Annotated in this window: 27 protein-coding genes; 12 read left to right on the top strand and 15 right to left on the bottom strand. The window is 72.6% G+C overall.

Going from position 1 to position 25598, the window contains the following annotated elements; all coding sequences use genetic code 11:
- Position 1 precedes the first annotated feature (1 nt).
- Together ACIPUC_RS11360 and bioB are read right to left on the bottom strand one after the other, a co-directional pair.
- Positions 2-1351 carry an adenosylmethionine--8-amino-7-oxononanoate transaminase gene (locus ACIPUC_RS11360; RefSeq protein WP_446588737.1) on the bottom strand — a complete coding sequence of 450 codons (1350 nt, stop codon included), beginning with the start codon at positions 1349-1351 and terminating at the stop codon, positions 2-4.
- Positions 1344-2591, bottom strand: a complete 1248-nt coding sequence (bioB, locus tag ACIPUC_RS11355) for a biotin synthase BioB (RefSeq protein ID WP_446588735.1) — start codon at positions 2589-2591, stop codon at positions 1344-1346. Before bioB ends, ACIPUC_RS11360 begins: the two co-directional genes overlap by 8 nt.
- Before the next feature lie 156 nt (positions 2592-2747).
- Here bioB and ACIPUC_RS11350 point away from each other — a divergent pair, with 156 nt between their 5' ends.
- Positions 2748-3920: an 8-amino-7-oxononanoate synthase gene (locus ACIPUC_RS11350; RefSeq protein ID WP_446588733.1), complete on the top strand. Its 1173-nt coding sequence runs from the start codon at positions 2748-2750 to the stop codon at positions 3918-3920.
- 4 nt (positions 3921-3924) lie between these two features.
- Here ACIPUC_RS11350 and ACIPUC_RS11345 read toward each other — a convergent pair whose 3' ends face one another.
- Positions 3925-4146, bottom strand: a complete 222-nt coding sequence (locus ACIPUC_RS11345; RefSeq protein WP_446588731.1) for a DUF397 domain-containing protein — start codon at positions 4144-4146, stop codon at positions 3925-3927.
- Between the two features lie 12 nt (positions 4147-4158).
- Positions 4159-5043, bottom strand: coding sequence for a helix-turn-helix domain-containing protein (locus ACIPUC_RS11340; protein ID WP_446588729.1), 885 nt, complete (start codon positions 5041-5043; stop codon positions 4159-4161).
- Positions 5044-5240: 197 nt separating this feature from the next.
- Between ACIPUC_RS11340 and ACIPUC_RS11335 the strand changes: the two genes are divergently transcribed.
- The 8 genes from ACIPUC_RS11335 to ACIPUC_RS11300 all read left to right on the top strand — a co-directional run bounded on the left by ACIPUC_RS11335 (position 5241) and on the right by ACIPUC_RS11300 (position 12362).
- Complete coding sequence (locus ACIPUC_RS11335; RefSeq protein ID WP_446588727.1) at positions 5241-5690, top strand: ATP-binding protein; 450 nt, start codon at positions 5241-5243, stop codon at positions 5688-5690.
- Between the two features lie 307 nt (positions 5691-5997).
- Positions 5998-6300: an urease subunit gamma gene (locus tag ACIPUC_RS11330; protein ID WP_446588725.1), complete on the top strand. Its 303-nt coding sequence runs from the start codon at positions 5998-6000 to the stop codon at positions 6298-6300.
- A 15-nt stretch (positions 6301-6315) separates the two neighbouring features.
- On the top strand, positions 6316-6627 hold the full coding sequence (locus ACIPUC_RS11325; RefSeq protein WP_446588723.1) for an urease subunit beta: 312 nt from the start codon (positions 6316-6318) through the stop codon (positions 6625-6627).
- A complete protein-coding gene (locus ACIPUC_RS11320) occupies positions 6620-8341 on the top strand; it encodes an urease subunit alpha (RefSeq protein WP_446588721.1) in 1722 nt (573 codons plus the stop codon). The genes ACIPUC_RS11325 and ACIPUC_RS11320 overlap by 8 nt, the downstream gene beginning before the upstream one ends.
- Entirely contained in the window at positions 8341-9015 is a 675-nt protein-coding gene (locus tag ACIPUC_RS11315) for an urease accessory protein UreF (protein WP_446588719.1), read from the top strand. Before ACIPUC_RS11320 ends, ACIPUC_RS11315 begins: the two co-directional genes overlap by 1 nt.
- An 18-nt stretch (positions 9016-9033) precedes the next feature.
- Positions 9034-9729 (top strand): urease accessory protein UreG, encoded by a 696-nt coding sequence (ureG, locus tag ACIPUC_RS11310; protein ID WP_446588717.1) that lies wholly within the window; start codon positions 9034-9036, stop codon positions 9727-9729.
- Complete coding sequence (locus tag ACIPUC_RS11305) at positions 9726-10517, top strand: urease accessory protein UreD (RefSeq protein ID WP_446588715.1); 792 nt, start codon at positions 9726-9728, stop codon at positions 10515-10517. The genes ureG and ACIPUC_RS11305 overlap by 4 nt, the downstream gene beginning before the upstream one ends.
- Positions 10518-10763: 246 nt before the next feature.
- Complete coding sequence (locus ACIPUC_RS11300; RefSeq protein WP_446588932.1) at positions 10764-12362, top strand: alpha/beta hydrolase; 1599 nt, start codon at positions 10764-10766, stop codon at positions 12360-12362.
- Positions 12363-12389: 27 nt separating this feature from the next.
- Here the strand turns inward: ACIPUC_RS11300 and ACIPUC_RS11295 are convergent, their stop codons facing one another.
- From ACIPUC_RS11295 to ACIPUC_RS11270, 6 genes are all read right to left on the bottom strand, one after another.
- The gene (locus tag ACIPUC_RS11295) at positions 12390-13100 is read right to left on the bottom strand and encodes a lysophospholipid acyltransferase family protein (RefSeq protein WP_446588713.1); all 711 of its coding nucleotides are present in this window, start codon (positions 13098-13100) and stop codon (positions 12390-12392) included.
- Positions 13101-13246: 146 nt separating this feature from the next.
- Positions 13247-13405 (bottom strand): hypothetical protein, encoded by a 159-nt coding sequence (locus tag ACIPUC_RS11290; protein ID WP_361765462.1) that lies wholly within the window; start codon positions 13403-13405, stop codon positions 13247-13249.
- Between the two features lie 32 nt (positions 13406-13437).
- Entirely contained in the window at positions 13438-14394 is a 957-nt protein-coding gene (locus tag ACIPUC_RS11285) for a cytochrome c oxidase assembly protein (RefSeq protein WP_446588711.1), read from the bottom strand.
- Positions 14395-14483: 89 nt separating this feature from the next.
- Positions 14484-15509, bottom strand: a complete 1026-nt coding sequence (locus tag ACIPUC_RS11280) for a 6-phosphofructokinase (protein ID WP_446588709.1) — start codon at positions 15507-15509, stop codon at positions 14484-14486.
- A gap of 204 nt (positions 15510-15713) precedes the next feature.
- A complete protein-coding gene (locus tag ACIPUC_RS11275) occupies positions 15714-16442 on the bottom strand; it encodes a type 1 glutamine amidotransferase (protein ID WP_446588707.1) in 729 nt (242 codons plus the stop codon).
- A gap of 28 nt (positions 16443-16470) precedes the next feature.
- The gene (locus ACIPUC_RS11270; RefSeq protein WP_266669266.1) at positions 16471-17709 is read right to left on the bottom strand and encodes a MurT ligase domain-containing protein; all 1239 of its coding nucleotides are present in this window, start codon (positions 17707-17709) and stop codon (positions 16471-16473) included.
- Between the two features lie 123 nt (positions 17710-17832).
- Here ACIPUC_RS11270 and def point away from each other — a divergent pair, with 123 nt between their 5' ends.
- Positions 17833-18387, top strand: coding sequence for a peptide deformylase (def, locus tag ACIPUC_RS11265; RefSeq protein WP_446588705.1), 555 nt, complete (start codon positions 17833-17835; stop codon positions 18385-18387).
- 22 nt (positions 18388-18409) lie between these two features.
- Here the strand turns inward: def and ACIPUC_RS11260 are convergent, their stop codons facing one another.
- A complete protein-coding gene (locus ACIPUC_RS11260) occupies positions 18410-19054 on the bottom strand; it encodes a TetR family transcriptional regulator (RefSeq protein WP_446588703.1) in 645 nt (214 codons plus the stop codon).
- Positions 19055-19261: 207 nt separating this feature from the next.
- On the opposite strand from ACIPUC_RS11260, the gene ACIPUC_RS11255 reads away from it, so the two are divergent.
- Entirely contained in the window at positions 19262-20491 is a 1230-nt protein-coding gene (locus tag ACIPUC_RS11255; protein WP_446588701.1) for an acyl-CoA dehydrogenase family protein, read from the top strand.
- 51 nt (positions 20492-20542) lie between these two features.
- Here ACIPUC_RS11255 and ACIPUC_RS11250 read toward each other — a convergent pair whose 3' ends face one another.
- Both ACIPUC_RS11250 and ACIPUC_RS11245 read right to left on the bottom strand, forming a co-directional pair.
- Positions 20543-21361, bottom strand: a complete 819-nt coding sequence (locus ACIPUC_RS11250) for an LppU/SCO3897 family protein (protein ID WP_446588699.1) — start codon at positions 21359-21361, stop codon at positions 20543-20545.
- 62 nt (positions 21362-21423) lie between these two features.
- Positions 21424-21612, bottom strand: a complete 189-nt coding sequence (locus ACIPUC_RS11245; protein ID WP_446588697.1) for a hypothetical protein — start codon at positions 21610-21612, stop codon at positions 21424-21426.
- A gap of 404 nt (positions 21613-22016) precedes the next feature.
- Between ACIPUC_RS11245 and ACIPUC_RS11240 the strand changes: the two genes are divergently transcribed.
- Positions 22017-22202: a DUF5999 family protein gene (locus ACIPUC_RS11240; protein ID WP_361765487.1), complete on the top strand. Its 186-nt coding sequence runs from the start codon at positions 22017-22019 to the stop codon at positions 22200-22202.
- 157 nt (positions 22203-22359) lie between these two features.
- Here ACIPUC_RS11240 and ACIPUC_RS11235 read toward each other — a convergent pair whose 3' ends face one another.
- Both ACIPUC_RS11235 and ACIPUC_RS11230 read right to left on the bottom strand, forming a co-directional pair.
- On the bottom strand, positions 22360-24459 hold the full coding sequence (locus tag ACIPUC_RS11235) for an ATP-binding protein (RefSeq protein ID WP_446588695.1): 2100 nt from the start codon (positions 24457-24459) through the stop codon (positions 22360-22362).
- 62 nt (positions 24460-24521) lie between these two features.
- Complete coding sequence (locus tag ACIPUC_RS11230; protein ID WP_446588693.1) at positions 24522-25478, bottom strand: fibronectin type III domain-containing protein; 957 nt, start codon at positions 25476-25478, stop codon at positions 24522-24524.
- Between the last annotated feature and the right edge of the window lie 120 nt (positions 25479-25598).

The following is a 25598-nucleotide window of genomic DNA, read 5'->3' as shown; positions in this document are numbered from 1 at the left end:
CTCAGCCTTCCTGCGCCGCCGCGCACACCGCGCGGCAGATCCGGGCGACATCGGTGTCGCCGGTGACGAACGGCGGCATGGTGTAGATCAGGTCCCGGAACGGGCGCAGCCACACGCCTTCGCGTACCGCCGCCGCGGTGGCGGCCGCCATGTCGACCTCGTGGTCCAGTTGGACCACGCCGATCGCGCCGAGGACCCGTACGTCCCGTACGCCGGGCAGCCCGGCCGCGGCCGCCAGGCCCTCGCGCAGCCCCGCCTCGATCCGCTTGACCTCGGTCGCCCAGTCCTGGCCGAGCAGCAGCTCGATCGAGGCGAGCGCCACGGCCGTCGCGAGGGGGTTGCCCATGAAGGTCGGCCCGTGCGCGAGCACCGGGACCTCGCCCTGGGAGATCCCGTCGGCCACCCGCTCCGTGCACAGCGTCGCCGCCAGCGTGAGGTAACCGCCCGTCAGCGATTTGCCCAGGCACATCACGTCCGGCGTGATCCCCGCGTGGTCCGCGGCGAAGAGGGCGCCGGTGCGGCCGAAGCCCGTCGCGATCTCGTCGAGGATGAGGAGGACCCCGTACTCGTCGCACAGCTCGCGCAACACCCGCAGATGGGCGGGGTGGTGGAAGCGCATGCCGCCCGCGCCCTGCACGACGGGCTCCACGATCACCGCTGCCAGCTCGTCCGCGTGGGCGGCGATGAGGGAGCGCAGGTGGTCCGCGTACGCCGGGTCCAGGGGGGTGTCGAAGCCACCGGGCGGCGCGTCCGCGAAGACCTGCCGCGGCAGGTGGCCCTGCCACAGCTCGTGCATGCCGCCCTGGGGGTCGCACACGGCCATCGGCTGCCAGGTGTCCCCGTGGTAGCCGCCGCGCCAGGTCAGCAGCCGGGTCTTGCCCGTCCGGCCGAGCGAACGCCAGTACTGCAGGCACATCTTGACCGCGACCTCGACGGACACCGAGCCCGAGTCGGAGAGGAAGACGTGCTCCAGCCCGGCCGGGGTGATCTCGACGAGCTTCGCGGCGAGCCGGACGGCGGGCTCATGCGTGAGCCCGCCGAACATCACGTGCGACATCCGGCCCAGCTGGGCGGTGGCGGCCTCGTTCAGCACCGGGTGGTTGTAGCCGTGGATGGCCGACCACCAGGAGGACATGCCGTCGACCAGCTCCTCGTGGCCCTGCCCCTGGGACGGGTCGGCGAGGCGCAGCCGGACACCCGCGGCGGAGGCGATGACCAGCGGCTCCTGCCGCCCGGGCATCGGGCCGTACGGGTGCCAGACGTGCTGCCGGTCCAGCGCGAGCAGGTCCGCGCCGGACAACGGCGGATCGAGCGGGCCGAGCGGGTCGAGCGGATCGTGCAGGTCAGGCATTGGGGGCGAGGTCCGTTCCCGCGCCGCGCCGGCGCACCGCCACGAGGTCCGAGCGGACCTCGCCGGCATCCGCCTGAGCCGCTGCGGGCGCCGCTTCCGCGTGTCCGGAGCAGCCCCCGCAGGCCGAGCCGCAGCCGCTTTCCGCCTCGGCGCCGGCGGAGCCCGCCGAACCGCAGACGGAGGCGCCGCCACCGTGCGAGCCGCAGCCGCCCGCCGCGGCGGCTTCCGCCACGTCGGCCCGGTGGGCCGGAAGGGTCGTCGTACCCGCGCCCTCCACCTCGAAACCGGCGTCCGCGATCATGTCGAGGTCGGCCTGCCCGGCCTGGCCCTCGCTGGTCAGGTAGTCGCCCAGGAAGATCGAGTTCACCAGGTGCAGGGCCAGCGGCTGCATGGAGCGCAGGTGCACCTCGCGGCCGCCCGCGAGCCGGACCTCGACGTCGGGGCAGACGAAGCGCACCATCGCGAGGATCCGCAGGGCGCGCTGCGGGGTGAGGTTCCACTCCTTGGCGAGCGGGGTGCCCTCGAACGGGATCAGGAAGTTGACCGGCACGGAGTCCGGGTCGAGCTCGCGCAGCGAGTAGACGACGTCGACGAGGTCCTCGTCGCTCTCGCCCATGCCCGCGATCAGACCGGAGCAGGCGGACAGGCCCGCCGCGTGCGCCTTCTGCACGGTGTCCACGCGGTCCGCGTAGGTGTGCGTCTTGGTGATCGCGCCGTACGTGGCCTCGGAGGTGTTCAGGTTGTGGTTGTACGCGTCCGCGCCCGCGTCGCGCAGCCGCTCGGCCTGGCCGTCGGAGAGCAGGCCCAGGCAGGCGCAGACCTCGACGCCCTCGTTCTGCTCCTTGATGGCGGCGATCGTCTTGCCGACCCGCTCCACGTCCCGGTCCGTCGGCCCGCGGCCGCTCGCGACCAGGCAGACGCGCTTCGCGCCGCCCGCGACACCGGCCGCCGCGGCCTGGGAGGCCTCCTCCGGCTTCAGCCAGGTGTACTTGAGGATCTCGGCCTTCGAGCCGAGGCGCTGCGAGCAGTACGAGCAGTCCTCCGGGCACAGGCCCGACTTCAGGTTGACCAGGTAGTTGAGCTTGACCCGGCGGCCGAACCACTGGCGGCGCACCTTGCCGGCCGCGGCCACCACGTCGAGCAGTTCGTCGTCGGAAGTCGCCAGTACGGCGAGCGCCTCTTCGCGGGTCGGCAGCTCGCGCCGCAGCCCCTTGTCCACCAGGGTGTTCAGCAGGTCCATGACGCCGATCCTGGACCACACCACCACTCCCGGCCAAGGAGAGATCGCACAACATGGCCGGATGGGAGTGTGTGTATCGCCACACCTGGCACACAAGTCACGGCCGCTAGGGTCGGGCAGGTCTGTGGACTGCCGACAAAACACGAGGACCTGCCGATGCCCCAGCACACTCCCGACCGGGTGGACGTCTTCGCCTGGATCGATGCCGCGGAACGCGCCCGGGAGGAGGCGGGGCTGGTCCGTACGCTGCGGCCGCGGCCGGCGGACTCCGTGCTGCTGGACCTCGCGAGCAACGACTACCTCGGGCTGTCCCGGCATCCGGAGACCGTCCGCGGCGCGCGGGAGGCCGCCGAGCGGTGGGGCGGCGGAGCCACCGGTTCCCGTCTCGTGACGGGCACGACCGAGCTGCACACGGAGCTGGAGCGGGAGCTCGCCGCCTTCTGCGGGTTCGAGGCCGCGCTGGTCCTCTCCTCCGGGTACGCGGCCAACCTCGCCGCCGTGACCGCGCTCAGCGACCGCGGCACGCTGGTCGTCTCCGACGCCGGGAACCACGCCTCGATCGTCGACGGCTGCCGCCTCTCGCGCGCCGAGACCGCCGTGGTTCCCCATTCCGACCCGGACACCGCGCGCAAGACGCTGGCCGCGCACGAGGGCCGGGCGCTGCTGGTCACCGACTCGGTGTTCTCCGTCGACGGGGACGCCGCCCCGCTCGCCGGCTACGCGGCGGCCTGCCGTGACGAGGGCGCGGCCCTGCTCGTGGACGACGCGCACGGCCTGGGCGTCCTGGGGGAGGGCGGCCGCGGCGCGCTGCACGCCGCCGGGCTCGCGGGCGCCCCGGGGGTGGTCGCCACGCTCACCCTGTCGAAGTCGCTGGGCAGCCAGGGCGGCGCCGTGCTCGGCCCGGCCAAGGTCATCCGGCACCTGGTCAACACGGCGCGCACCTTCATCTTCGACACCGGGCTGGCCCCGGCCGCCGCGGGCGCGGCGCTGGCGAGCCTGCGCCTGCTCCGGCGGGAGCCGGAACGCGCCGCCCGCGCCCGCGAGGTGGCCGACCGGCTGTACGGGCGGCTCACCGCGTCCGGCCTGACCGCGGCCCGGCCGGACGCGGCCGTGGTGTCGGTACGGGCCCCGTCGGCCTCGGCGGCACTGCGCTGGGCCGCCGACTGCCGAGAGGCAGGACTGTCCGTGGGGTGCTTCCGGCCGCCGTCGGTGCCGGACGGCATCTCCCGGCTGCGGCTGACCGCCCGGGCCGATCTCACGGGGGAGGAGATCGATCGGGCCGTCGGAACGATTCTGCAGACCGCACCGGCCGGAGCCACGGACCGCTAGGACGTCAGGCGGGCACGTCCGTTCGTACGCTCGCGAGGAAGCCGGTCCAGGCCGGCCCGGTGAAGAAGACGGCCGGGCCGTCCGTCCGCTTGGAATCGCGGACGGCCAGCAGGCCGCCGCCGAGGACGGCCGCTTCCACGCAATTGTTCATTCCGGTGCTGCGGCTGCTCCGCCGCCACCGCGCGCTGATCAGAAGTCCGCTGGTGGATAAGGGGGTTGCGGACACGGGGGTGCCTCCTTACGCGTCGTCAGCAAGTGAGCTGATGAGATCCGACGAGTCCTGGGGCGGGAGGGCGTGCGCCTGGATGGTGCGGAACGCGGCGCTGTACGCCTCAAGGTCTTCCTTCCGCTCCAGATAGAGGCTACTCGTCAAATGGTCGAGTACCACCACATCCAGATCGGCGATGTTCGGAAATGAGAAAATGACGAACGGCCCGGTGAGGCCGAGATGTCCCCCCACGCTGAACGGCAATACCTGCAACCGGACTTGGGGGAGCCGCCCCACCTCCACCAGGTGTCTCAACTGCCCCGCCATCACCCCCGGCCCGCCGATCTGCCGGCGCAGCACCGCCTCGTCCAGTACGGCGCTCAGCTCCAGCGGCGGATCGGCCCGCAGCACCTTCTGGCGCGCCAGCCGTACCTCGACCAGCGCGTCCACCTTCGGCTCCGGAAGCCCGCCCAGCGCGGCCCGGGTCACCGCCCGCGCGTACCCGGCGGTCTGCAGCAGGCCCGGCACCACGGACAGCTCCACCGTGCGCGCCGACCGGGCGCCCGCCTCCAGGCTGATGAAGTCCCGGTACTCCTGTGGCAGCAGCCCCCGGTAGTCGTGCCACCACTGGCGGCCCCGCCCGGTGTCGCCCCCCGGCCCCGGGCCGGCCGCGGAGGCCGACAGGGCTTCCAGCAGCGCCCGCTGCTCCGGGCTCACGATCGCCCCGTAGACGTCGAGGAGAAGGCGGATGTCCTCCGGCTTCACCCCGCTGCGACCCGTCTCGATACGGCTGATCTTCGACTGGTGCCATCCAGCGATCCGGGCCGCCTCACCGCTCGTGAGACCGGACCGGTCACGCAGGGCACGCAGTTCCTCGCCGAGCTTGCGCCGACGCACCGCGGGACCGTGCTGCATACCCGCCTCCTTCCACCGGCACAGCTCGCACCAGTCTGCCGTCCAAATACGCTCTTCCGTAGCAGAGTTCACCGCATTGAGCGACAGATATATGCATATCTTGGGGGAACGGGAGAAACGGCGTGACCATGGGTGGCACTCTGGCGTCCAGCGCAGATCCGGGGCGGCTTGGCCCCGGTGGGAAAGGGACCGTCGCCATGGCAGATCACCAGGAAGCATCCGTCACTCTGCCGAGCGATCCTGCCTCGGTCGCCACCGCCCGGCGCTATGTCGCGGAGGTGTTGGGCGAATGGGGACTGTCCGATGACGACACCACCGCCGACAGTGTCCGGCTGATCGTCTCGGAACTCGCCACCAACGCCGTGCAGCACACGTTCGGCCAGTCGCCCACCTTCACCGTCGACATCCGGCTGGAGCGCGAGGAGTGGCTGCGCATCGGGGTGACCGACAGTCACCCGCGCTGGCCCAAGCGGCTGCCGGCCGCCGTCCAGCAGGACAACGGCCGGGGCCTGGTCATCATCCGCTGGCTCACCGCGGAAGCGGGCGGCCGGCTCTCCGTCAGCCCCACCGAGGACGGCGGCAAGACGGTCTGGATCGCGCTGCCCTGGACGGTCGGCGCGGCGGCGAAGACCGCCACCGGCTGCTGACGCCGACCGCGCGCCGGCCGGTACCGGCCGTATACGGAATCGGATTTCAGGGGCCCGTGAGATGAACCGGGTGCCTTCCCGAAACGTGGGTTAACTCAGCGGTAAAGCGCGGCGCCTAGCGTGGCTCCACGTTCGACCGCCAAAGATCACCCATGATCCGGTAAAGCAGCGGTGGTCGGGACGGAATGTCTTTCTCTGCGTTGGGCAAGACCTGCTTGGCTCGGATATCCGCAGGTCAACGGAGTGTTGACGGGCGATAGGGTCGCCCCGGCGATGTTGATCTTGTCCCGGAAATTTGGTGATACGTGTGCAACTGACTCCGCACGAGCAGGAGAGACTGCTCATCCACGTGGCTGCCGACGTGGCCGCGAGGCGCCGCGCCCGCGGGGTGCGCCTCAACCATCCCGAGGCGATCGCGCTGATCACGTCGCACATCCTCGAAGGGGCCCGTGACGGGCGGACCGTGGCCGAGCTGATGGCCTCCGGCCGTACCGTGCTCGGCCGCGCGGAGGTCATGGAGGGGATCCCCGAGATGATCCACGACGTGCAGGTCGAGGCCACCTTCCCGGACGGCACCAAGCTCGTCACCGTCCACGACCCGATCGTCTGAGGGGGAGTACCCGCCATGATCCCCGGCGAAATCGCCTACGGGGACGGTCCGGTGCGCCTCAACGAGGGCCGCCCCGTCACCCGTCTCACCGTGCTCAACGCCGCCGACCGGCCCGTCCAGGTCGGCTCCCACTACCACTTCGCCGAGGCCAACCCCGGCCTCGAATTCGACCGCTCCGCCGCCCGCGGTCTCCGGCTCGACATCGCCGCCGGCACGGCCGTGCGGTTCGAGCCGGGCATTCCGGTCGCGGTGGAACTCGTACCGCTGGGCGGACTGCGGACCGTACCGGGACTGCGCGGGGAGACCGGAGGGCCGCTCGATGGCTGAGATCTCCCGCCAGGTGTACGCCGACCTCTTCGGGCCAACGGCCGGTGACCGGATCCGGCTGGCCGACACCGACCTCTTCGTCGAGATCGAGCAGGACCTCGGCGGCGGCCCCGGCCGGGCCGGCGACGAGGCCGTCTTCGGCGGCGGCAAGGTGATCCGCGAGTCCATGGGGCAGGCCCGCACCACCCGGGCCGAGGGCGCACCCGACACCGTGATCACCGGTGTGGTGATCCTCGACCACTGGGGCATCGTCAAGGCCGACCTCGGCATCCGCGACGGCCGGATCTGCGGCATCGGCAAGGCCGGCAACCCCGACACGATGGACGGCGTGGACCCCGCCCTCGTCATCGGCCCCGAGACCGAGATCATCGCGGGCAACGGGAAGATCGTCACCGCCGGTGCCATCGACGCCCACGTGCACTTCATCTCCCCGACGATCATCGACGAGGCCCTGGCCTCCGGAATCACCACCCTCATCGGCGGCGGCACCGGACCCGCCGAGGGCACCAAGGCCACCACGATCACCCCCGGCCCCTGGCACACGGCCCGGATGTTCGCGGCGCTGGAGGCCTACCCCGTCAACATCGGCCTCCTCGGCAAGGGCAACACCATGTCCCGCGAGGCCATGCACTCCCAGCTGCGCGGCGGAGCCCTCGGCTTCAAGATCCACGAGGACTGGGGGGCCACCCCCGCCGTCATCGACGCCTGCCTCGGCGTCTGCGACGAGACCGGCGCCCAGCTCGCCATCCACACCGACACGCTCAACGAGGCCGGATTCGTCGCCGACACCCTCGCCGCGATCGCCGGGCGGTCCATCCACGCCTACCACACCGAGGGCGCGGGCGGCGGGCACGCACCCGACATCATCACCGTGGTCTCCGAACCCAACGTGCTGCCCAGCTCCACCAACCCCACCAGGCCGCACACCGTCAACACCATCGAGGAACACCTCGACATGCTGATGGTGTGCCACCACCTCAACCCGGCCGTCCCCGAGGACCTCGCCTTCGCGGAATCCCGCATCCGGCCCTCGACCATCGCCGCCGAGGACATCCTCCACGACCTCGGAGCCATCTCGATCATCTCCTCCGACTCCCAGGCCATGGGCCGGGTCGGCGAAGTCATACTGCGCACCTGGCAGACCGCCCACGTCATGAAGAAGCGGCGCGGCTTCCTCCCGGGCGACGGACCGGCCGACAACCACCGGGCCCGCCGCTACGTCGCCAAATACACGATCAACCCCGCCGTGGCCCAGGGGCTCGCCCGCGAGATCGGCTCCGTCGAGACCGGCAAACTCGCCGACCTCGTCCTGTGGAGCCCGGCCTTCTTCGGGGTCAAGCCCGCGCTGGTCATCAAGGGCGGCCAGATCGCCTACGCGCAGATGGGCGACGCCAACGCCTCCATCCCGACCCCCCAGCCGGTCATGCCCCGACCGATGTTCGGCAGCCACGGGCGCGCCCCCGGCCTGAACTCGCTCAACTTCACCGCACAGGCCGCGCTCGACGACGGCCTGCCCGACCGGCTCGGCCTCGACAAGCGGTTCGTCGCCATCGACAGCACGCGCAAGGTGAGCAAGACGGACATGCGCATGAACGACGCCATGCCCAGGGTCGAGGTCGACGCGGACTCCTTCACCGTCACCATCGACGGCGAGACCGTCGAACCGGCGCCCGCGACGGAACTGCCCATGGCACAGAGATACTTCCTCTTCTGATGAGCCTCGCCGCGCTGCTCGTCCTCGCCGACGGCCGCTTCCCCGCCGGGGGCCACGCCCACTCCGGCGGGGCCGAGGCCGCCTGCAAGGCGGGCCGGATCCACGACGCCGCCACCCTGGAGGCCTTCTGCCGGGGCAGGCTGCACACCGCCGGGCTCACCGCCGCCGCCCTCGCCGCGGCGGCGGCGCTCGGCCTCGACCCCGCGGATCTCGACGCCGCCGCCGACGCCCGCACGCCCTCGCCCGCCCTGCGCACCGCCGCGCGCCGGCTCGGCCGCCAGCTGCTGCGGGCCGCCCGGGCCACCTGGCCCGCCGCCGAACTCGACGCGCTGGCCGCCGCGTTCCCGCGCGGGGCGCACCAGCCCGTCGTCCTCGGGCTCACCGCCCGGGCCGCCGGGCTCGGGCCGCTCGATGCCGCGCACGTGGCGGCGTACGAGAGCATCGGCGGGCCCGCGACCGCGACGGTGCGGCTGCTGGGCCTGGACCCCTTCGAGGCGAGCGGGGTGCTGGCGCGGCTGGCGCCCGCCCTCGACGCCGTCGCGGCCGAGGCGGCCGAGGCCGCGCACCGGGCGCGCACCGAGGGCACGCACGCCCTTCCTGCGGCCTCCTCGCCCTTGCTGGAGATCGCGGCAGAGGTCCATGCCGACTGGCCGGTACGCCTCTTCGCTTCCTGACCCCCCGAAGGAGACCCCATGCACCTCGATCACGCGGTGACCTACCCCCCGCGCCACACGCACGGCGCGGCGCCCCTGCGCGCCGACGGCACCCGCCGGGCCCTGCGCATCGGACTCGGCGGACCCGTCGGCTCCGGCAAGACGGCCACCGTCGCGGCGCTGTGCCGCGCCCTGCGCGCCGAACTGTCCATGGCCGTCGTCACCAATGACATCTACACGCGCGAGGACGCCGAGTTCCTGCTCCGCGAGGCCGTCCTGCCGCCCGAGCGGATCACCGCCGTGGAGACCGGAGCCTGCCCGCACACCGCCATCCGCGACGACATCTCCGCCAACCTGGAGGCGGTCGAGGAACTGGAGGAGGCGTTCCGGGAGACCGGCCCGCTCGACCTGATCCTCGTCGAGTCCGGCGGGGACAACCTCACCGCCACCTTCTCCCGGGGGCTCGTCGACGCCCAGATCTTCGTCATCGACGTCGCCGGCGGGGACGACATCCCGCGCAAGGGCGGCCCCGGCGTCACCACCGCCGACCTCCTCGTCGTCAACAAGACCGACCTCGCGCCCCACGTCGGCTCCGACCTCGGGCGGATGGCCCGCGACGCCGCCGCGCAGCGCGGCGAACTGCCCGTCGCCTTCCAGTCGCTGCGCGGCCCGGACGGCGTGGCTCCGGTGGCCGCCTGGGTGCGCGAGCGGATCGCCGCCTGGGTCGTACGGTGACCAGCGCGGCCCCCGTCACCCCCGCCGGCCTGCGGGCCACCGCCCGCGTCCACGCCGTCGCCGACGGGCGGGGCGGCACCGCCCTGCCGCTGCTGGCCGGGGACGGACCGCTCGCGCTGCGCCGCACCCGGGGAACCGCCGCCGAGGCCGGGGTCATGCTGGTCGGCGCCATGAGCGCCCCGCTGGGCGGCGACCACCTCTCCGTCGAGGCGACCGCCGGCCCCGGGGCGCGGCTCGCCCTCGCCTCGGCGGCGGCCACGCTGGCCCTGCCCGGCCGGGGCGGCGGGCCCGCGCGGTACGACGTACACCTGACCCTGGAGGACGGCGCGTCGGTGCGGTGGCTGCCGGAGCCGCTGGTCTCCGTGCGCGGCAGCGACCTGCGGATGCGCACGCGGGTCGAACTGGCCCCCACGGCCCGGCTGCTGCTGCGCGAGGAACAGGTGCTGGGCCGGTGCGGGGAGGACCCCGGCCTGCTGCGCAGCCGACTTACCGTCACCCGCGGGGGCCGCCCGCTGCTGGACCAGGAGCTGAGCTGCGGACCCGGCGCGCCCGGCGGCTGGGACGGGCCCGCGGGGCTGGCCGGCCACCGGGCGCTCGGCCAACTCCTCGTCGTGGACCCGGCTTTCGCGGACGCCCCGCCCGCGGCGGGGCTGCTGGGGGAGTTCGCCGCGGTCACCCCGCTGGCGGGACCGGCGGTGCTCGTGACCGCCCTGGCACCGGACGCATTGCGGCTGCGGGAACTGCTCGACGCGGCCGCCCGTACCTACGGGCCGCCGTCCGGAGCGTAGTTCGCGGCGCATCGGACTCCGTTCACCGGTACACACCTCTCCGGTTATCGGGTTGGCAAAGAACCGCACCCCGCTCTGTTGCCGACTCGCGGTAAGGCGCAAGGATCCCCCTGCACGCCGACGACCGAACCGACCGATCCGGCCGCCCACGGCGGCGACTGACGCAGGGGGAACAACCACGTGATACGCAACGCGGCGCTGGGGAGCGCCGCCACACTGATCACCGGCACGCTGGCGGCGGGCCTGATGCTCGCGCCGTCGGCCTCGGCGGCCCCGGCCGGCCGTGACAACGGCGCCGCTGAGGCGGTGGGCGTCCAGATCGCCGCCGCCCGCGCCGCCCGCACCGGGATCGACTGGAAGGACTGTCCTGCCGACTGGGGCTTCGAGAAGCCCATCCAGTGCGGCTGGGTGAAGGTCCCGCTCGACTACACCAAGCCGTTCGGCAAGACCATCGACATCGCCGTCGACCGGATCGGCAACACGGGCACCAAGGAGGAGCGCCAGGGCGCGCTCATCTACAACCCCGGCGGTCCCGGCGGTTCCGGCATGCGCTTCCCGCGCCGGGTCACCACCAAGAGCCCGCTGTGGGTCAACGCCTCCAAGGCGTACGACTTCGTGGGCTTCGACCCCCGCGGCGTCGGCCACTCCGCGCCCATCTCCTGCATCGACCCGCAGGAGTTCGTCAAGGCCCCCAAGGCCGACCCGGTCCCGGACACCGAGGCCGACAAGCGCGCCCAGCGCAAGCTCGCCGCCGAGTACGCGGACGGCTGCAAGGAGCGCAGCGGCGAGATGCTGCCGCACATGACCACGCCGAACACCGCGCGCGACCTCGACGTGATCCGCGCCGCCCTCGGCGAGCAGAAGCTGAACTTCCTCGGCGTCTCCTACGGCACCTACATCGGCGGGGTCTACGCGACCCTGTTCCCGACCCACGTGCGCCGCATGATCGTCGACAGCGTGGTCAACCCGGACACGGACAACATCTGGTACGAGGCCAACCTCGGCCAGGACGTGGCCTTCCAGATGCGCTGGAACGACTGGCAGGACTGGGTCGCCAAGAACGACGCGGTCTTCCACCTCGGCGACACCCGCGCCAAGGTCGAGGCCAGGTACCAGCAGCTGCGCGCCAAGGCCAAGGCCAACCCGCTCGGCGGGGTCGTCGGCCCGGCCGAGCTGATCGGCTTCTTCCAGGGCGCCCCGTACTACGACTCCTCCTGGGTGCCCGTCGCCCAGACCTGGGCCGCGTACGAGGCGGGTGACGAGCAGGCCCTCGTCGACGCCATCGCCCCGGACATGTCGGACACCAAGGGCAACGCGGCGTCCGAGAACGGCAACGCCGTCTACACCGCGGTCGAGTGCGCCGACGCCAAGTGGCCCACCAGCTGGGCCAAGTGGGACCGCGACAACACCCGGCTGCACGAGAAGTACCCGTTCCTGACCTGGTCCAACGCATGGATGAACCTGCCCTGCGCGACCTGGAAGTCCAAGCAGAGCACCCCGATCGAGGTCGGTGCCAAGCGCGGTCTGGCGCCGGTGCTGATCGTCCAGTCCGAGCGGGACGCGGCCACGCCGTACGAGGGTGCGGTCGAGCTGCACCGCCGCCTCGCCGGCTCCCGTCTGATCACCGAGCAGAACGCCGGCTCGCACGGCGTCACCAGCCTGGTGAACCCCTGCATCAACACGCGGGTCGACGCCTACCTGCTCACCGGCAAGGTCGACGCCAAGGACGTGACGTGCGCCCCGCACGCCGCTCCGGTCGCCCCGGCGCCGGTCGCCGCGCTGACGCTCGAGCACGGTTCGGGCGCCGCCTGGCCGGCGCGCGAGGAACTCCCGGCCGTCCGCTAGGGCCCGGTCGTCCGTACGGGAGAAGGCTCAGCGCGATCTGCGCCGGGCCTTCTTCCGTTCCTCCTCTTCCTCGGCCTTGACCTCGGCCGCGTACCGGTCGACGTACTCCTGGCCGGACAGTTCGAGGATGGCGTACATGATCTCGTCGGTGACGGCGCGCAGAACGGCCCGCTCGCCCTCCAGTCCCGCGTACCGGGAGAAGTCCATCGGAGCGCCGAAGCGGATCGTCACCCGCCGGATGTTCGGGATCCTCTGCCCGGGCGGCTGGATCTCGAAGGTGCCGACCATCGCGCACGGCACGACCGGCACCCCGGCTCCCAGGGCCATCGCGGCCACGCCCACCTTGCCCTTGTACAGCCGCCCGTCGTGCGAGCGCGTGCCCTCCGGGTAGATGCCCAGCAGTTCGTTCTTGGCCAGCACCCCCAGCCCCTCGCGCAGGGCCGCCTGGCCGGCGTCCTTGCCGGAGCGGTCCACGGGGATCTGTCCGGCGCTGCGGAAGAAGGCGGCGGTCAGCCGCCCCTTGAGCCCCGGACCGGTGAAGTACTCCGCCTTCGCGAGGAAGGTGATGCGCCGCTTGAGGATCGCGGGCATCAGGAAGTGGTCGGAGAAGGACAGGTGGTTGCCCGCGATGATCGCGGCCCCCTCCGCCGGGATGTTCTCCAGGCCCTCGATCCGCGGCCTGAACAGCAGCCGCAGCAGCGGACCGAGCAACACGTGCTTGAGCAAGTGGTAGAACACCGGGCCGCTCCCGCTTCCTGGGGCGGCGCAGTGCCGGCCGCCGCCGGACATGGCGAAAGGAACCAGTCTAGGTGCGGTCGTACGCACCGTCACGACCTGGCACGCACAGTCGGCGACGACGGTTCAGCGGCAGGGGCGGCCGGGGCTCACGCGCCGCGTGAGGCGGCCATTCCCGCGGTCAGCAGTCCCAGCACCACCCAGCCGAACCACAGCCAGCCGTTGCTGCCGAGGGCCACGGAATACGTGGCCACGGCCACCAGAGCGGCGAAGGTCATGACTGCCATCGCCTTAACGGATCCGGTCATGCTCCATGGTGCCGCGCCCAGGCCGTACTCCGCTACCGGCCACGCGCCTGGAGCGAGGCCAGATACGCGTTGTACGCCTCGAGCTCCTGGTCGCCGTCGCGGTCCGCGGCCCGGTCGGAGCGCTTCGCCGCCCGCTGCTCCGAGTGGTACCACTGGTAGACCAGCGCGATCAGCACCAGCACGGAGGGGATCTCGCTGAAGGCCCAGGCGATGCCGCCGCCCCACTGCTGGTCGAGCAGCGGGTCGATGCGGAGGGAGGCCGGCGGGTCCGCGTACGTCTTGATCATCGGCTCGCTGGCCATCATCAGGGCGATGCCGAAGAAGGCGTGGAACGGCATGCCGGCGAAGAGCTCCAGCATCCGCATCACGTAGCCGGGGCGGTGCGGGCCGGGGTCGATGCCCATGATCGGCCAGAAGAAGATCAGGCCGACCGCGAGGAAGTGCACCATCATCGCGATGTGCCCGGCCCTGGACCCCATCAGGAAGTCGAAGAGCGGGGTGAAGTACAGGCCGTAGAGGCTGGCGATGAACATCGGGATCGTGAAGGCCGGGTGGGTGACGATCCGCATGTAGCGGCTGTGCAGCAGCATCAGCAGCAGCTCGCGCGGGCCCTTGTGGCCGCGGGCGGCGGGCGGCAGCGCGCGCAGCGCCAGAGTCACCGGAGCGCCCAGCAGCAGCAGGATCGGGGTGATCATGCTGATCACCATGTGCTGGACCATGTGCACGCTGAACATGACCATGCCGTAGTCGTTCAGCTTGGTGCACATCACCAGCACCACGGTCAGCACGCCGAGGGTGAAGGCGATGGTCCGGCCCAGCGGCCAGGAGTCCCCGCGGCGGCGCAGCCGCAGCACTCCCCACCCGTACAGCGCGAGCCCCAGCAGGGACCCGAGGAGGAAGAAGGCGTCGAAGGAGAACTCCAGCCCGCGCCCGAGAGTGAAGGGCGGCAGGTCCATGTCCATACCCATGCCGTGCCCGCTGTGGTCCATCTCTTCACTCCCTTGACTGTGGCGCCCCACCACAGTAGTGGCGCCCCCGTGCGCTCATGCGCGCGGGGGCGGCCGTAACGGGCATACGGTCACAGAACCGTCTGGGCCTCGTCGTAGCGCTCGGCCGGGACCGTCTTGAGGGACGAGGTCGCCTCGGCGAGCGGCACCATCTCGATGTCCGTGCCGCGCAGCGCGGTCAGCATGCCGAACTCGCCGCGGTGGGCGGCCTCCACGGCGTGCCAGCCGAAGCGGGTCGCGAGCACCCGGTCGTACGCGGTGGGCGTGCCGCCGCGCTGGACGTGGCCCAGGATCACCGGACGGGCCTCCTTGCCCAGGCGGTGTTCCAGCTCCACCGCGAGCCGGTTGCCGATGCCGGCGAACCGCTCGTGGCCGTACATGTCCACGCCGCCCTCCTCCAGGTCCATCGACCCGGGGCGCGGCTTGGCGCCCTCGGCGACCACGACGATCGCGAACCGCTTGCCCGCCGAGAACCGCTCGCCGACGATCGCCGTCAGCTCGTCGATGTCGAAGGGGCGTTCCGGTACGACGATCGCGTGCGCGCCGGCCGCCATGCCCGAGTGCAGGGCGATCCAGCCGGTGTGGCGGCCCATGACCTCGACGACCATCACGCGCTGGTGGGACTCGGCGGTGGTCTTCAGCCGGTCCAGCGCCTCGGTGGCGACCCCCACGGCGGTGTCGAAGCCGAAGGTGACGTCGGTGGACGCGATGTCGTTGTCGATGGTCTTGGGGACGCCGACGATCGGCAGGCCCGCCTGCGAGAGCAGGTTCGCTGCCTTCAGCGTGCCCTCGCCGCCGATCGGGATGATCGCGTCGAGGCCGAGGTCCGCGACGTGGCCGCGGGCGCGCTCCACGCCGTCGCGCAGGTGCGCGGGCTGCACCCGCGAGGAGCCGAGGATGGTGCCGCCGCGGGCGAGGATGCCGGCGACGGCGTCGAGGTCGAGCTTGCGGTAGTCCGCCTCCAGCAAGCCCTTCCAGCCGTCGTGGAAGCCGATCACCTCGTCGCCGTGGTCGACGACCGCGCGGTGCACGACGGAGCGGATGACGGCATTCAGGCCGGGGCAGTCGCCACCGGAAGTGAGCACACCAATGCGCATGGCAGGAAGAGACCTTTGCAACGTGGGCCGACGACCGGACCACGTCGTCCGGTGGGAACTACACGTCACCCTACAAGCGGAACGCGGGTGGGCTGAACCATCCTCCACATGCCGGTCGCAGCCGTGGTGCGAACGCACGTCGGCCCGGTTCCCGCCAGGGGAATCCGGGCCGAACGCCGGGTGCCGGGTGGCGCCGGCCCCGCCCTACGCGGGCTGCGTCGCCGCCGCGATGCGCTCCGCGCGCAGCGCCTCGTACCACCGGTCGTCTATGGCCGGCAGCGCGTTGACGTCGAGGGCCAGCTTCAGCAGCAGGTCCGCGACCTGCGGGTTGCGGGCCATGACCGGACCGTGCATGTAGGTGCCGAACACCGTGTCGTTGTACGCGCCTTCGGTGCCGTCGCCGGTGCCGTTGCCGCGGCCCATGCTCACCCGGGCGAACGGCCGCGCCGTCGGCCCGAGGTGGGTGACGCCCTGGTGGTTCTCGAAGCCCGTCAGCTGCGGCAGGCCGAGCCGCGGGTCGATGTCGGCGAGGACGTCGCCGACGCACCGCTCGCCCTCACCGCGCACGGTCACCACGTCCAGCAGGCCGAGGCCCTCCTGGCGCTGGCCCTGGTCGTTGACGAACTCCTTGCCGAGGATCTGGTACCCGGCGCAGACGGAGAAGACGATCGCCCCGTTCGAGACGGCCCGCTCCAGACCGCCGTCGCGCACCAGGCGCTCGGCGGCCAGGCGCTGCGGCCGGTCCTCGCCGCCGCCGATCAGGTAGATGTCGCCCGAGGTGGGGATCGGCTGGTCGCTGCGCACGTCCACGCGCTGCACGTCCAGGCCGCGCTGGCGCGCCCGGCGCTCCACCACGAGGGCGTTGCCCTGGTCTCCGTACGTGCTGAGCAGGTCGGGGTAGACCCACACCAGACGCAGGCTGTTGTCGCTCATGCTCTTGTCCTCTGCGGTTCTGAGGGGGCTAGTTGCCGACGCGGCGGCGCACGTCCTGGAAGGCGGTGTAGTTCGCGATCAGCTCGATCTGGCCGGGCGGCGCGAGCTGCACGGCCTCGTCGAGGGTCTCGCACACCCGGAAGTCCAGGCCCGCGACCTCGAGGCGGACCGCGAGGTCCAGCTTGCGGTCGCCGATCACGAAGATCGGGTGGCCGGCCAGGCGCGGGTAGTCCACGTCCCACAGCCAGGAGGTGTCGGTGCCGTCGGCGCCGCGCGCGTTCACCGAGAGGATGACGGGGGTCGGCGGCGGATCGATCAGCGAAAACGTTTCGAGCCAGCCCGCCGGGTTCTTCGCGAGCAGCAGACGCAGCTCGCGGCCCTGGAAGTTCACCACGTCGTAGCGGCCCGCGACGGCCTGCACCTGGTACATCCGCTCCAGCGCGACCTGCGGCGGGACGCCGAAGACGGCGGCGACGGCGGCCGAGGTGGCGGCGTTGGCCTTGTTGGCGCGGCCCGGCAGCTGGAGGTGGATGGGCCAGGCCGAACCGTGCGGGTCCAGGACGTGGTCGCCGGAGAGCACCCAGCTCGGCGTCGGGCGGCGGAAACCGCACTCGCCGCAGAACCAGTCGTCGCCCGGGCGCTGCATGACACCGCCGCAGGAGGGGCACGACCAGGCGTCGTCCTTCCACTCCTGGCCGGCCGCGACCCACACGACGTTCTGCGAGGAGGAGGCGGACCAGACGATCAGCGGGTCGTCGCAGTTCGCGACGATGACCGCCTTGGAGCCCTGGAGGCCCTCGCGCCACTTCTCCGCGAGCATGCGGGTCTCGGCGGCGCGGTCCAGCTGGTCGCGGGAGAGGTTCAGCAGGGCGATCACCTTGGGGGTGACGTCCCGGGCCACCCCGGCCAGGTACTTCTCGTCGACCTCGATGACGCCGTACTTGGCGTCCGAGCCGCCGGCCAGCGCCGAGGTGATGCCGGCCGGCATGTTCGCGCCGAGCGCGTTGGAGACGACCGGACCGCTGGCCCGCAGGGCCTCCGCGATCAGCCGGGTCGTCGTGGTCTTGCCGTTCGTCGCGGAGACGAGGACGACGTCGAGGTGCTGCGCCAGCGCGCCGAGAAGATCGGGGTCGAGTTTGAGTGCGACCTTGCCGCCGATCACCGATCCGCTTCCGCGTCCCGCGGCCCGCGACACCGCCGCCGCGGCCTTGCCCGCCGTCACGGCCAGCTTGGCCCGCGGCGAAAGCGGCTCCGTGTTGCCTGCCATCGTCCCTTGTCCTCCTTGCGTCGGTCGGACCCAGCCTATCCAGTACCTGCCGGGGCCTTGACCGCGGCGCCCCCACACCACGGCAGATCTCCTCATATATTCGCCCGTCGTACCCTTACGGCCATGCGACAGCGCCCCATCCCCGGTACCACCGGCACCGTCCGCACCATGAGCCTGCTGGGCGATCCGGTGCTCCATTCCGCTTGCGCGGAGGTCACCGAGTTCGGACCGGAGCTCGACCGGCTCATCGAGGACATGTTCGCGACGATGTACGCCGCCCAGGGCGTCGGCCTCGCCGCGAACCAGATCGGGGTCGGACAGCGGGTCTTCGTCTATGACTGCCCCGACGACGAGGACGTCCGCCATGTCGGACACGTCGTCAACCCGCGGCTGGTGGCGGCCGACGGGGACGAGTTCCTCGGCCCCGAGGGCTGCCTGTCCTTGCCGGGGCTCGAGGCCGGGACCGCGCGGTTCGACCGGGCCGTCGTCGAGGGGGTCACCTCGGACGGGGCGGCGGTGCGGATCGAGGGGACCGGGTTCTTCGCCCGTTGCCTGCAGCACGAGTGCGATCACCTCGACGGGACCGTCTACGCGGACCGGGTCACGGGGCTGCGCGCCCGTCGCCTGCGGCGGGCGATCCGGAAGACGGCGTGGGGCGCGGGGGCGCTGCGCGGCTGAAGGCAGCCCGGCTTCGGCGGGGTCAGAAGCCGGGGCCGTCTTCGCGGTTGCCAGCGGTGGCGAGACGGCCCCACAAGAGGTCCGTGAGGCCGGCCACCAGGTCCGCGCGGTCGCAGGGGCGTTCGCCGAGCCACCAGTCGCCCGCCGCGTGCATCATGCCGACGATGCCGTGGCCCCAGACGCGGGCCAGGCGCTCGCCGCCCGGGCCGAGGTCCACGCGCTCGCCGATCACCTGGGCCAGCTCCTCGCCGAGGCGGCGCAGCAGCGGGGCCGAGTGCAGGCCCACGTCGAAGCCGCGCTCGGTGCTGTGGGAGTCCTCGGCCGGATGCATCAGGAAGCGGTAGACCTGAGGGCGGGCCTCGATGGCGGCGAGGTAGGTGTCGAGGGTGGACTCCACCCGGCGGCGCCGCTCGGCCGGGGCGTCGAGCGCGGCGCGCAGCGAGTCGAGCAGCGCGTCGGTGTGCCGGACGGCGAGTGCCTGGTAGAGGCCCGCCTTGTCGCCGAAGTGCCGGTAGAGGATCGGCTTGGTGATGCCTGCCTCCGCCGCGATGGCGTTCATGGAGGCCTTGGGGCCGTCCCTGAGCACCACCCGGTCGGCGGCTTCGAGCAGCTCCCGGCGCCGGCGCTCGCCCGCTCCCGGCTCGCCTGCCTGCTGCGTGGTCTCCATGATGTGTTTCTCTCCCCGCCCTTGCGATGTGCGTGACGCCCACGCAACGTAACACCCTGCACACCCTGGCGATCGAATCGGCGGTGGTCGGGGCCGTGGGCGGGCGTCCGAGCTTGACACTGCTTACTCGCCGGTAACAGACTGTGCCCACGTGTGGGTTACCGCTAGTAACACCACGATACGCGAGCACAGACAGGTGGAGGGGACATGGCGGAGTTCACCATGGAGCTCAACGACGACCAGAAGCAGGTCCGCGACTGGATCCACGGCTTCGCCGCCGACGTGATCCGCCCCGCGGCCGCGGAATGGGACGAGCGCGAAGAGACTCCCTGGCCCGTCATCCAGGAGGCCGCCAAGGTCGGCATCTACTCGCTCGACTTCTACGCCCAGCAGTTCTTCGACCCTACGGGCCTCGGCATCCCGATGGCCATGGAGGAGCTCTTCTGGGGCGACGCGGGCATCGCCCTGTCCATCGTCGGCACCGGACTCGCGGCCATCGGCGTCGTCGCCAACGGCACCGAGGAGCAGATCGGCACCTGGATCCCGCAGATGTACGGCACCCCGGACGACGTGAAGGTCGCCGCCTTCTGCTCCTCCGAGCCGGACGCCGGATCGGACGTCGGGTCCATGCGGACCCGTGCGGTCTACGACCAGGCCAAGGACGAGTGGGTGCTGAACGGCACCAAGACCTGGGCGACCAACGGCGGTATCGCCAACGTCCACATCGTCGTGGCCGTGGTCGACCCGGAGCTCGGCACCAAGGGCCACGCCTCCTTCATCGTGCCGCCGAACACCCCCGGGCTGTCCCAGGGCCAGAAGTTCAAGAAGCACGGCATCCGCGCCTCGCACACCGCCGAGGTGGTGCTGGAGGACGTGCGCATTCCCGGCTCCTGCCTGCTCGGCGGCAAGGAGAAGCTCGACGAGCGGCTCGCGCGGGCCCGCGAGCGCGCCCGCAGCGGCGGGGGCGAGCGCGTGAAGAACGCCGCCATGGCCACCTTCGAGGCCTCCCGGCCGGCGGTCGGCGCGATGGCCGTGGGCACGGCGCGCGCCGCCTACGAGGTCGCCCTGGACTATGCGAAGACCCGCACCCAGTTCGGCCGCCCGATCATCGACAACCAGGGCGTGGCCTTCCAGCTCGCCGACATGCGGACCCAGATCGACGCCGCCCGGCTGCTGGTGTGGCGGGCGTCCTGGATGGCGGTCGCGGGCCGGCCGTTCACCTCGGCGGAGGGCTCCATGTCGAAGCTCTTCGCGAGCGAGGTCGCCAAGAAGGTGACGGCCCAGGCGGTCCAGATCCTCGGCGGCAACGGCTTCACCCGCGAGTACCCGGTGGAGCGCATGCACCGCGACAGCGCCATCTACACCATCTTCGAGGGGACCAGCGAGATCCAGCGGCTGGTGATCGCCCGCACGATCTCGGACATGCCCATCCGCTAGGCCGCGTCCGGCCGGGCAGCCCCGTGCGGGGAGGCCCGGCCGAGGTGTGTCCTAGTGCGGCGCCAGCGGCCGCAGGCAGGAGGACGCCAGGCCGTCCGGGCGCTCCCGCAGCTGGGTGATGTACTCGCCGTCCGCGCAGCGCGCACCCGTGTGGTCGAGGTGTCCGGTGACCCGGTACTGGGCGAAGCCCGCGTCGCAGTCCGTGACCACCAGTGCCTCCTTGCGCCGGTCGCCCTCGTTGCGCACGCACTGCCCCACCTGCAGGACCGCCTGCTCGTCGTCCCCGTTCAGCGCGGAGACGAGGATGAGGGCGGGGACCGCGAGGATCGCGAGGAGCACCGGTACGAGGAAGGCCAGCGCGGGTGCCCGCAGCCACAGCGACCTGCCGGGGTTCAGCGGTGCCATGACCCCGCCCGTCGGCGGGCCGAGCCTGCACAGCTTTCCCCACGGGCCGAGGTTCACCAGCAGCGTGATCGGCGTGATGATCAGCGACAGCGGGCTCCACCAGCCCTGCCACAGGGTCCGCGCCGACATCTCCCGGACGGTGGCGACCCCGCAGTCGCGGCAGAACGGGCCCTTGCGGCTGCGGAACCGCATCAGCACGACCATGCCCTGATGGCCGTACACCGTCGTGTCCGCGACGGGCAGCGATCCGCAGACGCGGCAGCCGTACGCGCCCTGCTCCGGCGTGAGGGCGTACGGGGCGCCGTACGGAGCCTGCGCGGCCGGCGCGTATGGGGCTGCCGGGGTGTACGGGGCCTGTGGGACGTACGGAGAGTGCGGGCCGTGCGGGCCGTGCGGGCCGTGCGGGGTGTGCCCCGGGTACGGGCCCGCCGGCGGGTGCGGGTGCGGCGGTGGCGGGGTGGCCACGGAAATCCCCCTCGGTTCTCGCGGTCGTCACCGGTCGGTGACGGAGGAACCCTAGAGGAACGCTATCGGCGCAACAGCGCCCGCAGGACACGGGAGAAGAGCAGCCGGCCGGCCAGGGCCACCACGGGGTCCAGCGCGCGGGGCAGGCCGCGCAGGCGCAGGTCCTCGCGCCAGTGGATCTCGCTGCCGCCGGCCGGCAGGGGGCGGACCTCGATCTCCGCCCAGCCCGTCACGGCCCGTCCGCGCTTCACCAATCGGACGAACCCACCCGTACCCTCCGCGGGAGGCCGCCAGACGACCACTTCCATGGGGTCGTCGCATGTGATCCTCCCCACGCCCGTGCGCGCCGTGAAGACCGTTCCGACCTCCGTCGGAGGCTGCGTTTCGATGATCGTCCGGGTGAGGGGGGCGCGGTCCCCATGGCGTTCCCAGTCCGTCACCCGCGACCATGCCTCGGCCGGCGCGAGATGTGTGCGGTGAACGATCCGGATACCGGGCATGAGCGCATGGTAATCGGGCATACACACCCTGAACTGGACTGCCGATATGGGTTCCGTCCGGGGGCGGCGATCGGTAATACTCACCGCCACCGTGGATCGCGGATTCGACCGGGTGACCACCGGCCCTCCCGCCCCACTCTGCGAGGAGGTGCGCCATGTGCTCCCACCAGCCCCCCTGCCCGCCCGCCGACAGCGCCGACCGCGACGCCGCCCGCACCGTGGCCTTCCACCCGGAACAGGGCTGGAGCCTGCTCTGCAACGGCGTCATGGTCTTCGACGACACCGGTGAACTGCTCCCCGACGGCCAGACGGTGGAACCCCGCCGCCCGGCCCTGGTCTGAGCGAGGAGGCAGCATGCGCCAGCAGCTGATCCGCAAGCCCGTCCCCAAGCCCGCCCCCCGAGACCTGGACCTGCGCACACCGTCGGGCAGACCCCTCCCGTACTGACGGGAGACCCGACCCGGTTACCACGCGGCCCGGCCGTCCACCGGCTGTAGATCAGCTGGTGGGCGCCGCCGCGCCGCCCCGGAACGCCGTCTCGTACGCGGCGTCGCCGATCGCCGCCCTGGCCTGCCGCTCGCCCTGGTCCCGCAGGGCCCGCAGTGAGGGCGAGCCGCCCATCTGCGGCCGGCCGACCGTGCGCCACCAGGCGTGTCCGGTGCCGAGCAGCCGCGCCGCCAGCTCGCCGTCGCCGAGCCCCGCCACCGCTGCGGCCAGCAGGTCCAGGCCCAGCGCGATCCCGAAGCGGTCGCCCAGCAGCCGTTTGCCCGACAGCATGGCCCGCACGTGCCGGGCCGCCTCCCCGTGGTCGCCCAGGCCCAGCGCGGCCACCGCCAGGATGTAGTCCGCGTACGCCCGCAGCCAGCGCTCGCCCAGCTCCGCGCAGGCCTCCCGCAGGGCCAGCGCCTCCTGGGCCGCCTCGTCGAAGCGCCGGAGGTCGCAGAGCGCGTAGCTGGTGGCCAGTTTGCACAGCAGCCAGCCCGCATCGCTGGTCCGCCCGCCGTGGCCCGCCCGCGCCCGCGGACCGGCCAGCGCGAGGGCCCGCAGGGGGTCGCCCGGCATCATCACCGACACGGCGTGCAGATAGGCCGCGCGCAGCTCGCACTCGGGGTCGGCGAGACGGGCGGCGCCCTTCGTGCACTCCTCGCCGATCCACCGGGCGGTCTCCAGGTCGCCCTGGAGCAGAGCGGTCAGCCCCAGGGCCCACAGGGCCTGGTTGTACGCGGCTCCCGCGGGCAGGGTGGCGGCCAGCGCCCGTTCCAGGAAGGCCCGGCCCTCGTGCACGTGCCCGCACGCGAACCAGTAGAACCACAGCGCCCCGGCCATCTCCAGCGCCGACACCGGGTCGGAGCCGAGCAGGTGCTCCAGGGCCGTACGCAGCTGCGCGTGCTCGGCGGTCATCCTGCGGTACCAGTCCACCTGACCCGGGCCCAGCCAGCCCCGGTCGGCGGCCTCGGAGAGCGCCGCGTACCAGTGCGCGTGCCGGTCGGCGACGATCCGCGCCTCGCCGAGCTCGCCGAGCCAGTCGTGCCCGTACTCGCGGATCGTGTCCAGCATCCGGTAGCGGGCTCCGGCGCCGCGCTCCTCGGTGCGCCGGACCACCGACTTGGCGACCAGGCCCGCCAGGACCCGCTCCACCCGGGAGGCGGCCAGCGGGCCGCCCGCGCACACCGCGCGGGCCGCGGCGACGTCGAAGTCCCCGGTGAAGACCGAGAGCCGGGCCCACAGCAGCCGCTCCAGCGGCTCGCACAGCTCGTGGCTCCAGCCGATCGCGGTCCGCATCGTCCGGTGCCGGTGCGGCAGGGCGGCCCGGGTGTCGGCGAGCACGTCGAAGCGCTCGCCGATCCGCTCGGCCATCTGCTCCAGCGTCCACAGCCGCATCCGGGCGCCAGCCAGTTCCAGGGCGAGCGGGATCCCGTCGAGGCGGCGGCACAGCTCGGCCGCGATCGCGGTCCGCCCGGCGCCCTCGAAGGCGGCCGCCGCCCGCGGCGCCGCGGCGAGGGCGCGGGCGCGGAAGAGGGCGAGGGCGTCGCTGTCGGGCCCCGCGCAGGGCAGCGGCCGGACCTCGACGACCTCCTCGCCGGGGGAGCCGAGCGGCTCCCGGGAGGTGATCAGGACCGTCAGTCCGGGTGCGGACTGCAGGAGTTCACCGACCAGGTGGCGGCAGTGGGCGACCAGGTGCTCACAGCTGTCGAGGACGAGCAGGAGCTCCTTGTCGGCCATCCACGCGCACAACTCCTCGTCGAGCGGGCGGGGGGAGTGGTCGGCGAGGCCCACGACGTGGGCGACGGTCGTGGTGAGCAGCGCGGGGTCGCGCAGGGGCGACAGCTCCGCCCACCACGCGCCGTCGCGCCGTGCCCGGCCGGCCTGGGCGGCGGCCCGCAGGGCGAGCCGGGACTTGCCGACGCCGCCCACGCCGGTAAGGGTGATCAGTCTTCGTTCGCTCAACAGGCGGTCGAGGAGGACCAGTTCGGCCTCCCGGCCGACGAAGCTCGCCGATTCCGGCGGCAGGTTTCCCGGCACGGCGCCCGAGTCCGGCTCAGCACCGCCGCCCGTGGAACCTGCCTGACTGCTGTTGACCGAGTACTCACCGAACACGGATGTATTGTGCGTGATCTTCTTTCGCGGCAGTGCCGTTCGGGCTGGATCGTTGCTTGATCTCACGCCACGAGGGTGACGGTCCGCTCCGCCGAGAAGGCTCCCCAGTTCCCGTCCGGCAGCCGGGCGCGCAGCTTCACGGCCCACACGGTACCGGCCGGCTCCGTCACGGTGATCCGGTGTTCCGCCCGTCCGCTGGGCACCGCGCCCGTGCCGAACTGGATGACGGTGGTGGGCCGTCCGTTGACGTACAGCTCGTACTCGCTCGTCTCCCGGCCGGTGTCCGGCGCGGTCCAGCCGAGGGTGACCGTGCCCGCCGAGGCGGTCGCGGTGAACCCGCCGGGCGCGGTGCCCGGTCCGCCGCCCGAGGCGGGCGGGGTGGTCACGTCCACCGCGGGGGAGTCGGGTGAGGAGTTGTCCGCGCCGTCGCGGGCCCGCACGGTGAAGGTGTACACGGTGTCCGGCTGGAGGCCGCTCAGCGCCGTGCCGGTCTCGCCGGGGCCCGCGCTGTGGATCCGGGTGCCGCCCTGGTAGACGTCGTACGCCGTCACGCCCGTGTCGTCCGTCGCGGCGGACCAGGACACCCAGGCGGCGCGGGGCCCGGTGGCGCGGCCCGTGGCGGTCGCCGGGGCGGTCGGCGCCCGCAGGTCCTCGGCCGTGGCCGCAGGGGTGGTGGCCCGGACGGCCGGGACCGTCCCGGAAAGGTTCCCGGCGGCGTCCTTGGCGCGGACCGTGAAGGCGTAGCCGGTCCGCGGGTTGAGGCCGGTGACGTCCACCATCGTCTTCTCGGCCGGGAGTTCGCGGAGCAGGCGGCCGTCCTCGAAGACCTGGTAGCCGGTCACCCCGTCGCCCTCGGCGGCCGCGTTCCACATGACGTGCACGGTGGTGGAGCTGGACGCCTGCGCGGTGAGCCCGGCGGGGGCGGGCGGCGGCTCGGTGTCGGGTCCGGTGCAGCCGGCGGCCGCGGACAGGCCGCCGAGGGCCAGGCAGAGGGCGAGCAGGGGGGCGGTGCGTCGCACGGGATGCCTTCCTCCGCTTCCGCATAAAGGTCTAGACATATATGGCACGCGGGGCCCGGCCCGGGCAAGACCCGTGCGCCGGCGGCCGGCTGCAACGGGCCCGGCACGACCCGCTGGAGC

The sequence above is a fragment of the Streptomyces sp. LARHCF249 genome, from assembly GCF_052871255.1.
Note: the sequence above shows the minus strand (reverse complement) of the source record. Positions and strands in the feature narration are given on the sequence as shown.

What these genes read in the sequence shown, in the direction of transcription:
- ACIPUC_RS11360 (WP_446588737.1), bottom strand. Translation starts at nt 1,351, where the DNA reads ATGCCTGACCTGCACGATCCGCTCGACCCGCTCGGCCCGCTCGATCCG.
- bioB (WP_446588735.1), bottom strand. Translation starts at nt 2,591, where the DNA reads ATGGACCTGCTGAACACCCTGGTGGACAAGGGGCTGCGGCGCGAGCTG.
- ACIPUC_RS11350 (WP_446588733.1), top strand. Translation starts at nt 2,748, where the DNA reads ATGCCCCAGCACACTCCCGACCGGGTGGACGTCTTCGCCTGGATCGAT.
- ACIPUC_RS11340 (WP_446588729.1), bottom strand. Translation starts at nt 5,043, where the DNA reads ATGCAGCACGGTCCCGCGGTGCGTCGGCGCAAGCTCGGCGAGGAACTG.
- ACIPUC_RS11335 (WP_446588727.1), top strand. Translation starts at nt 5,241, where the DNA reads ATGGCAGATCACCAGGAAGCATCCGTCACTCTGCCGAGCGATCCTGCC.
- ACIPUC_RS11325 (WP_446588723.1), top strand. Translation starts at nt 6,316, where the DNA reads ATGATCCCCGGCGAAATCGCCTACGGGGACGGTCCGGTGCGCCTCAAC.
- ACIPUC_RS11320 (WP_446588721.1), top strand. Translation starts at nt 6,620, where the DNA reads ATGGCTGAGATCTCCCGCCAGGTGTACGCCGACCTCTTCGGGCCAACG.
- ACIPUC_RS11315 (WP_446588719.1), top strand. Translation starts at nt 8,341, where the DNA reads ATGAGCCTCGCCGCGCTGCTCGTCCTCGCCGACGGCCGCTTCCCCGCC.
- ureG (WP_446588717.1), top strand. Translation starts at nt 9,034, where the DNA reads ATGCACCTCGATCACGCGGTGACCTACCCCCCGCGCCACACGCACGGC.
- ACIPUC_RS11300 (WP_446588932.1), top strand. Translation starts at nt 10,764, where the DNA reads ATGCTCGCGCCGTCGGCCTCGGCGGCCCCGGCCGGCCGTGACAACGGC.
- ACIPUC_RS11290 (WP_361765462.1), bottom strand. Translation starts at nt 13,405, where the DNA reads ATGACCGGATCCGTTAAGGCGATGGCAGTCATGACCTTCGCCGCTCTG.
- ACIPUC_RS11285 (WP_446588711.1), bottom strand. Translation starts at nt 14,394, where the DNA reads ATGGACCACAGCGGGCACGGCATGGGTATGGACATGGACCTGCCGCCC.
- ACIPUC_RS11280 (WP_446588709.1), bottom strand. Translation starts at nt 15,509, where the DNA reads ATGCGCATTGGTGTGCTCACTTCCGGTGGCGACTGCCCCGGCCTGAAT.
- ACIPUC_RS11275 (WP_446588707.1), bottom strand. Translation starts at nt 16,442, where the DNA reads ATGAGCGACAACAGCCTGCGTCTGGTGTGGGTCTACCCCGACCTGCTC.
- ACIPUC_RS11270 (WP_266669266.1), bottom strand. Translation starts at nt 17,709, where the DNA reads ATGGCAGGCAACACGGAGCCGCTTTCGCCGCGGGCCAAGCTGGCCGTG.
- def (WP_446588705.1), top strand. Translation starts at nt 17,833, where the DNA reads ATGCGACAGCGCCCCATCCCCGGTACCACCGGCACCGTCCGCACCATG.
- ACIPUC_RS11260 (WP_446588703.1), bottom strand. Translation starts at nt 19,054, where the DNA reads ATGGAGACCACGCAGCAGGCAGGCGAGCCGGGAGCGGGCGAGCGCCGG.
- ACIPUC_RS11255 (WP_446588701.1), top strand. Translation starts at nt 19,262, where the DNA reads ATGGCGGAGTTCACCATGGAGCTCAACGACGACCAGAAGCAGGTCCGC.
- ACIPUC_RS11240 (WP_361765487.1), top strand. Translation starts at nt 22,017, where the DNA reads ATGTGCTCCCACCAGCCCCCCTGCCCGCCCGCCGACAGCGCCGACCGC.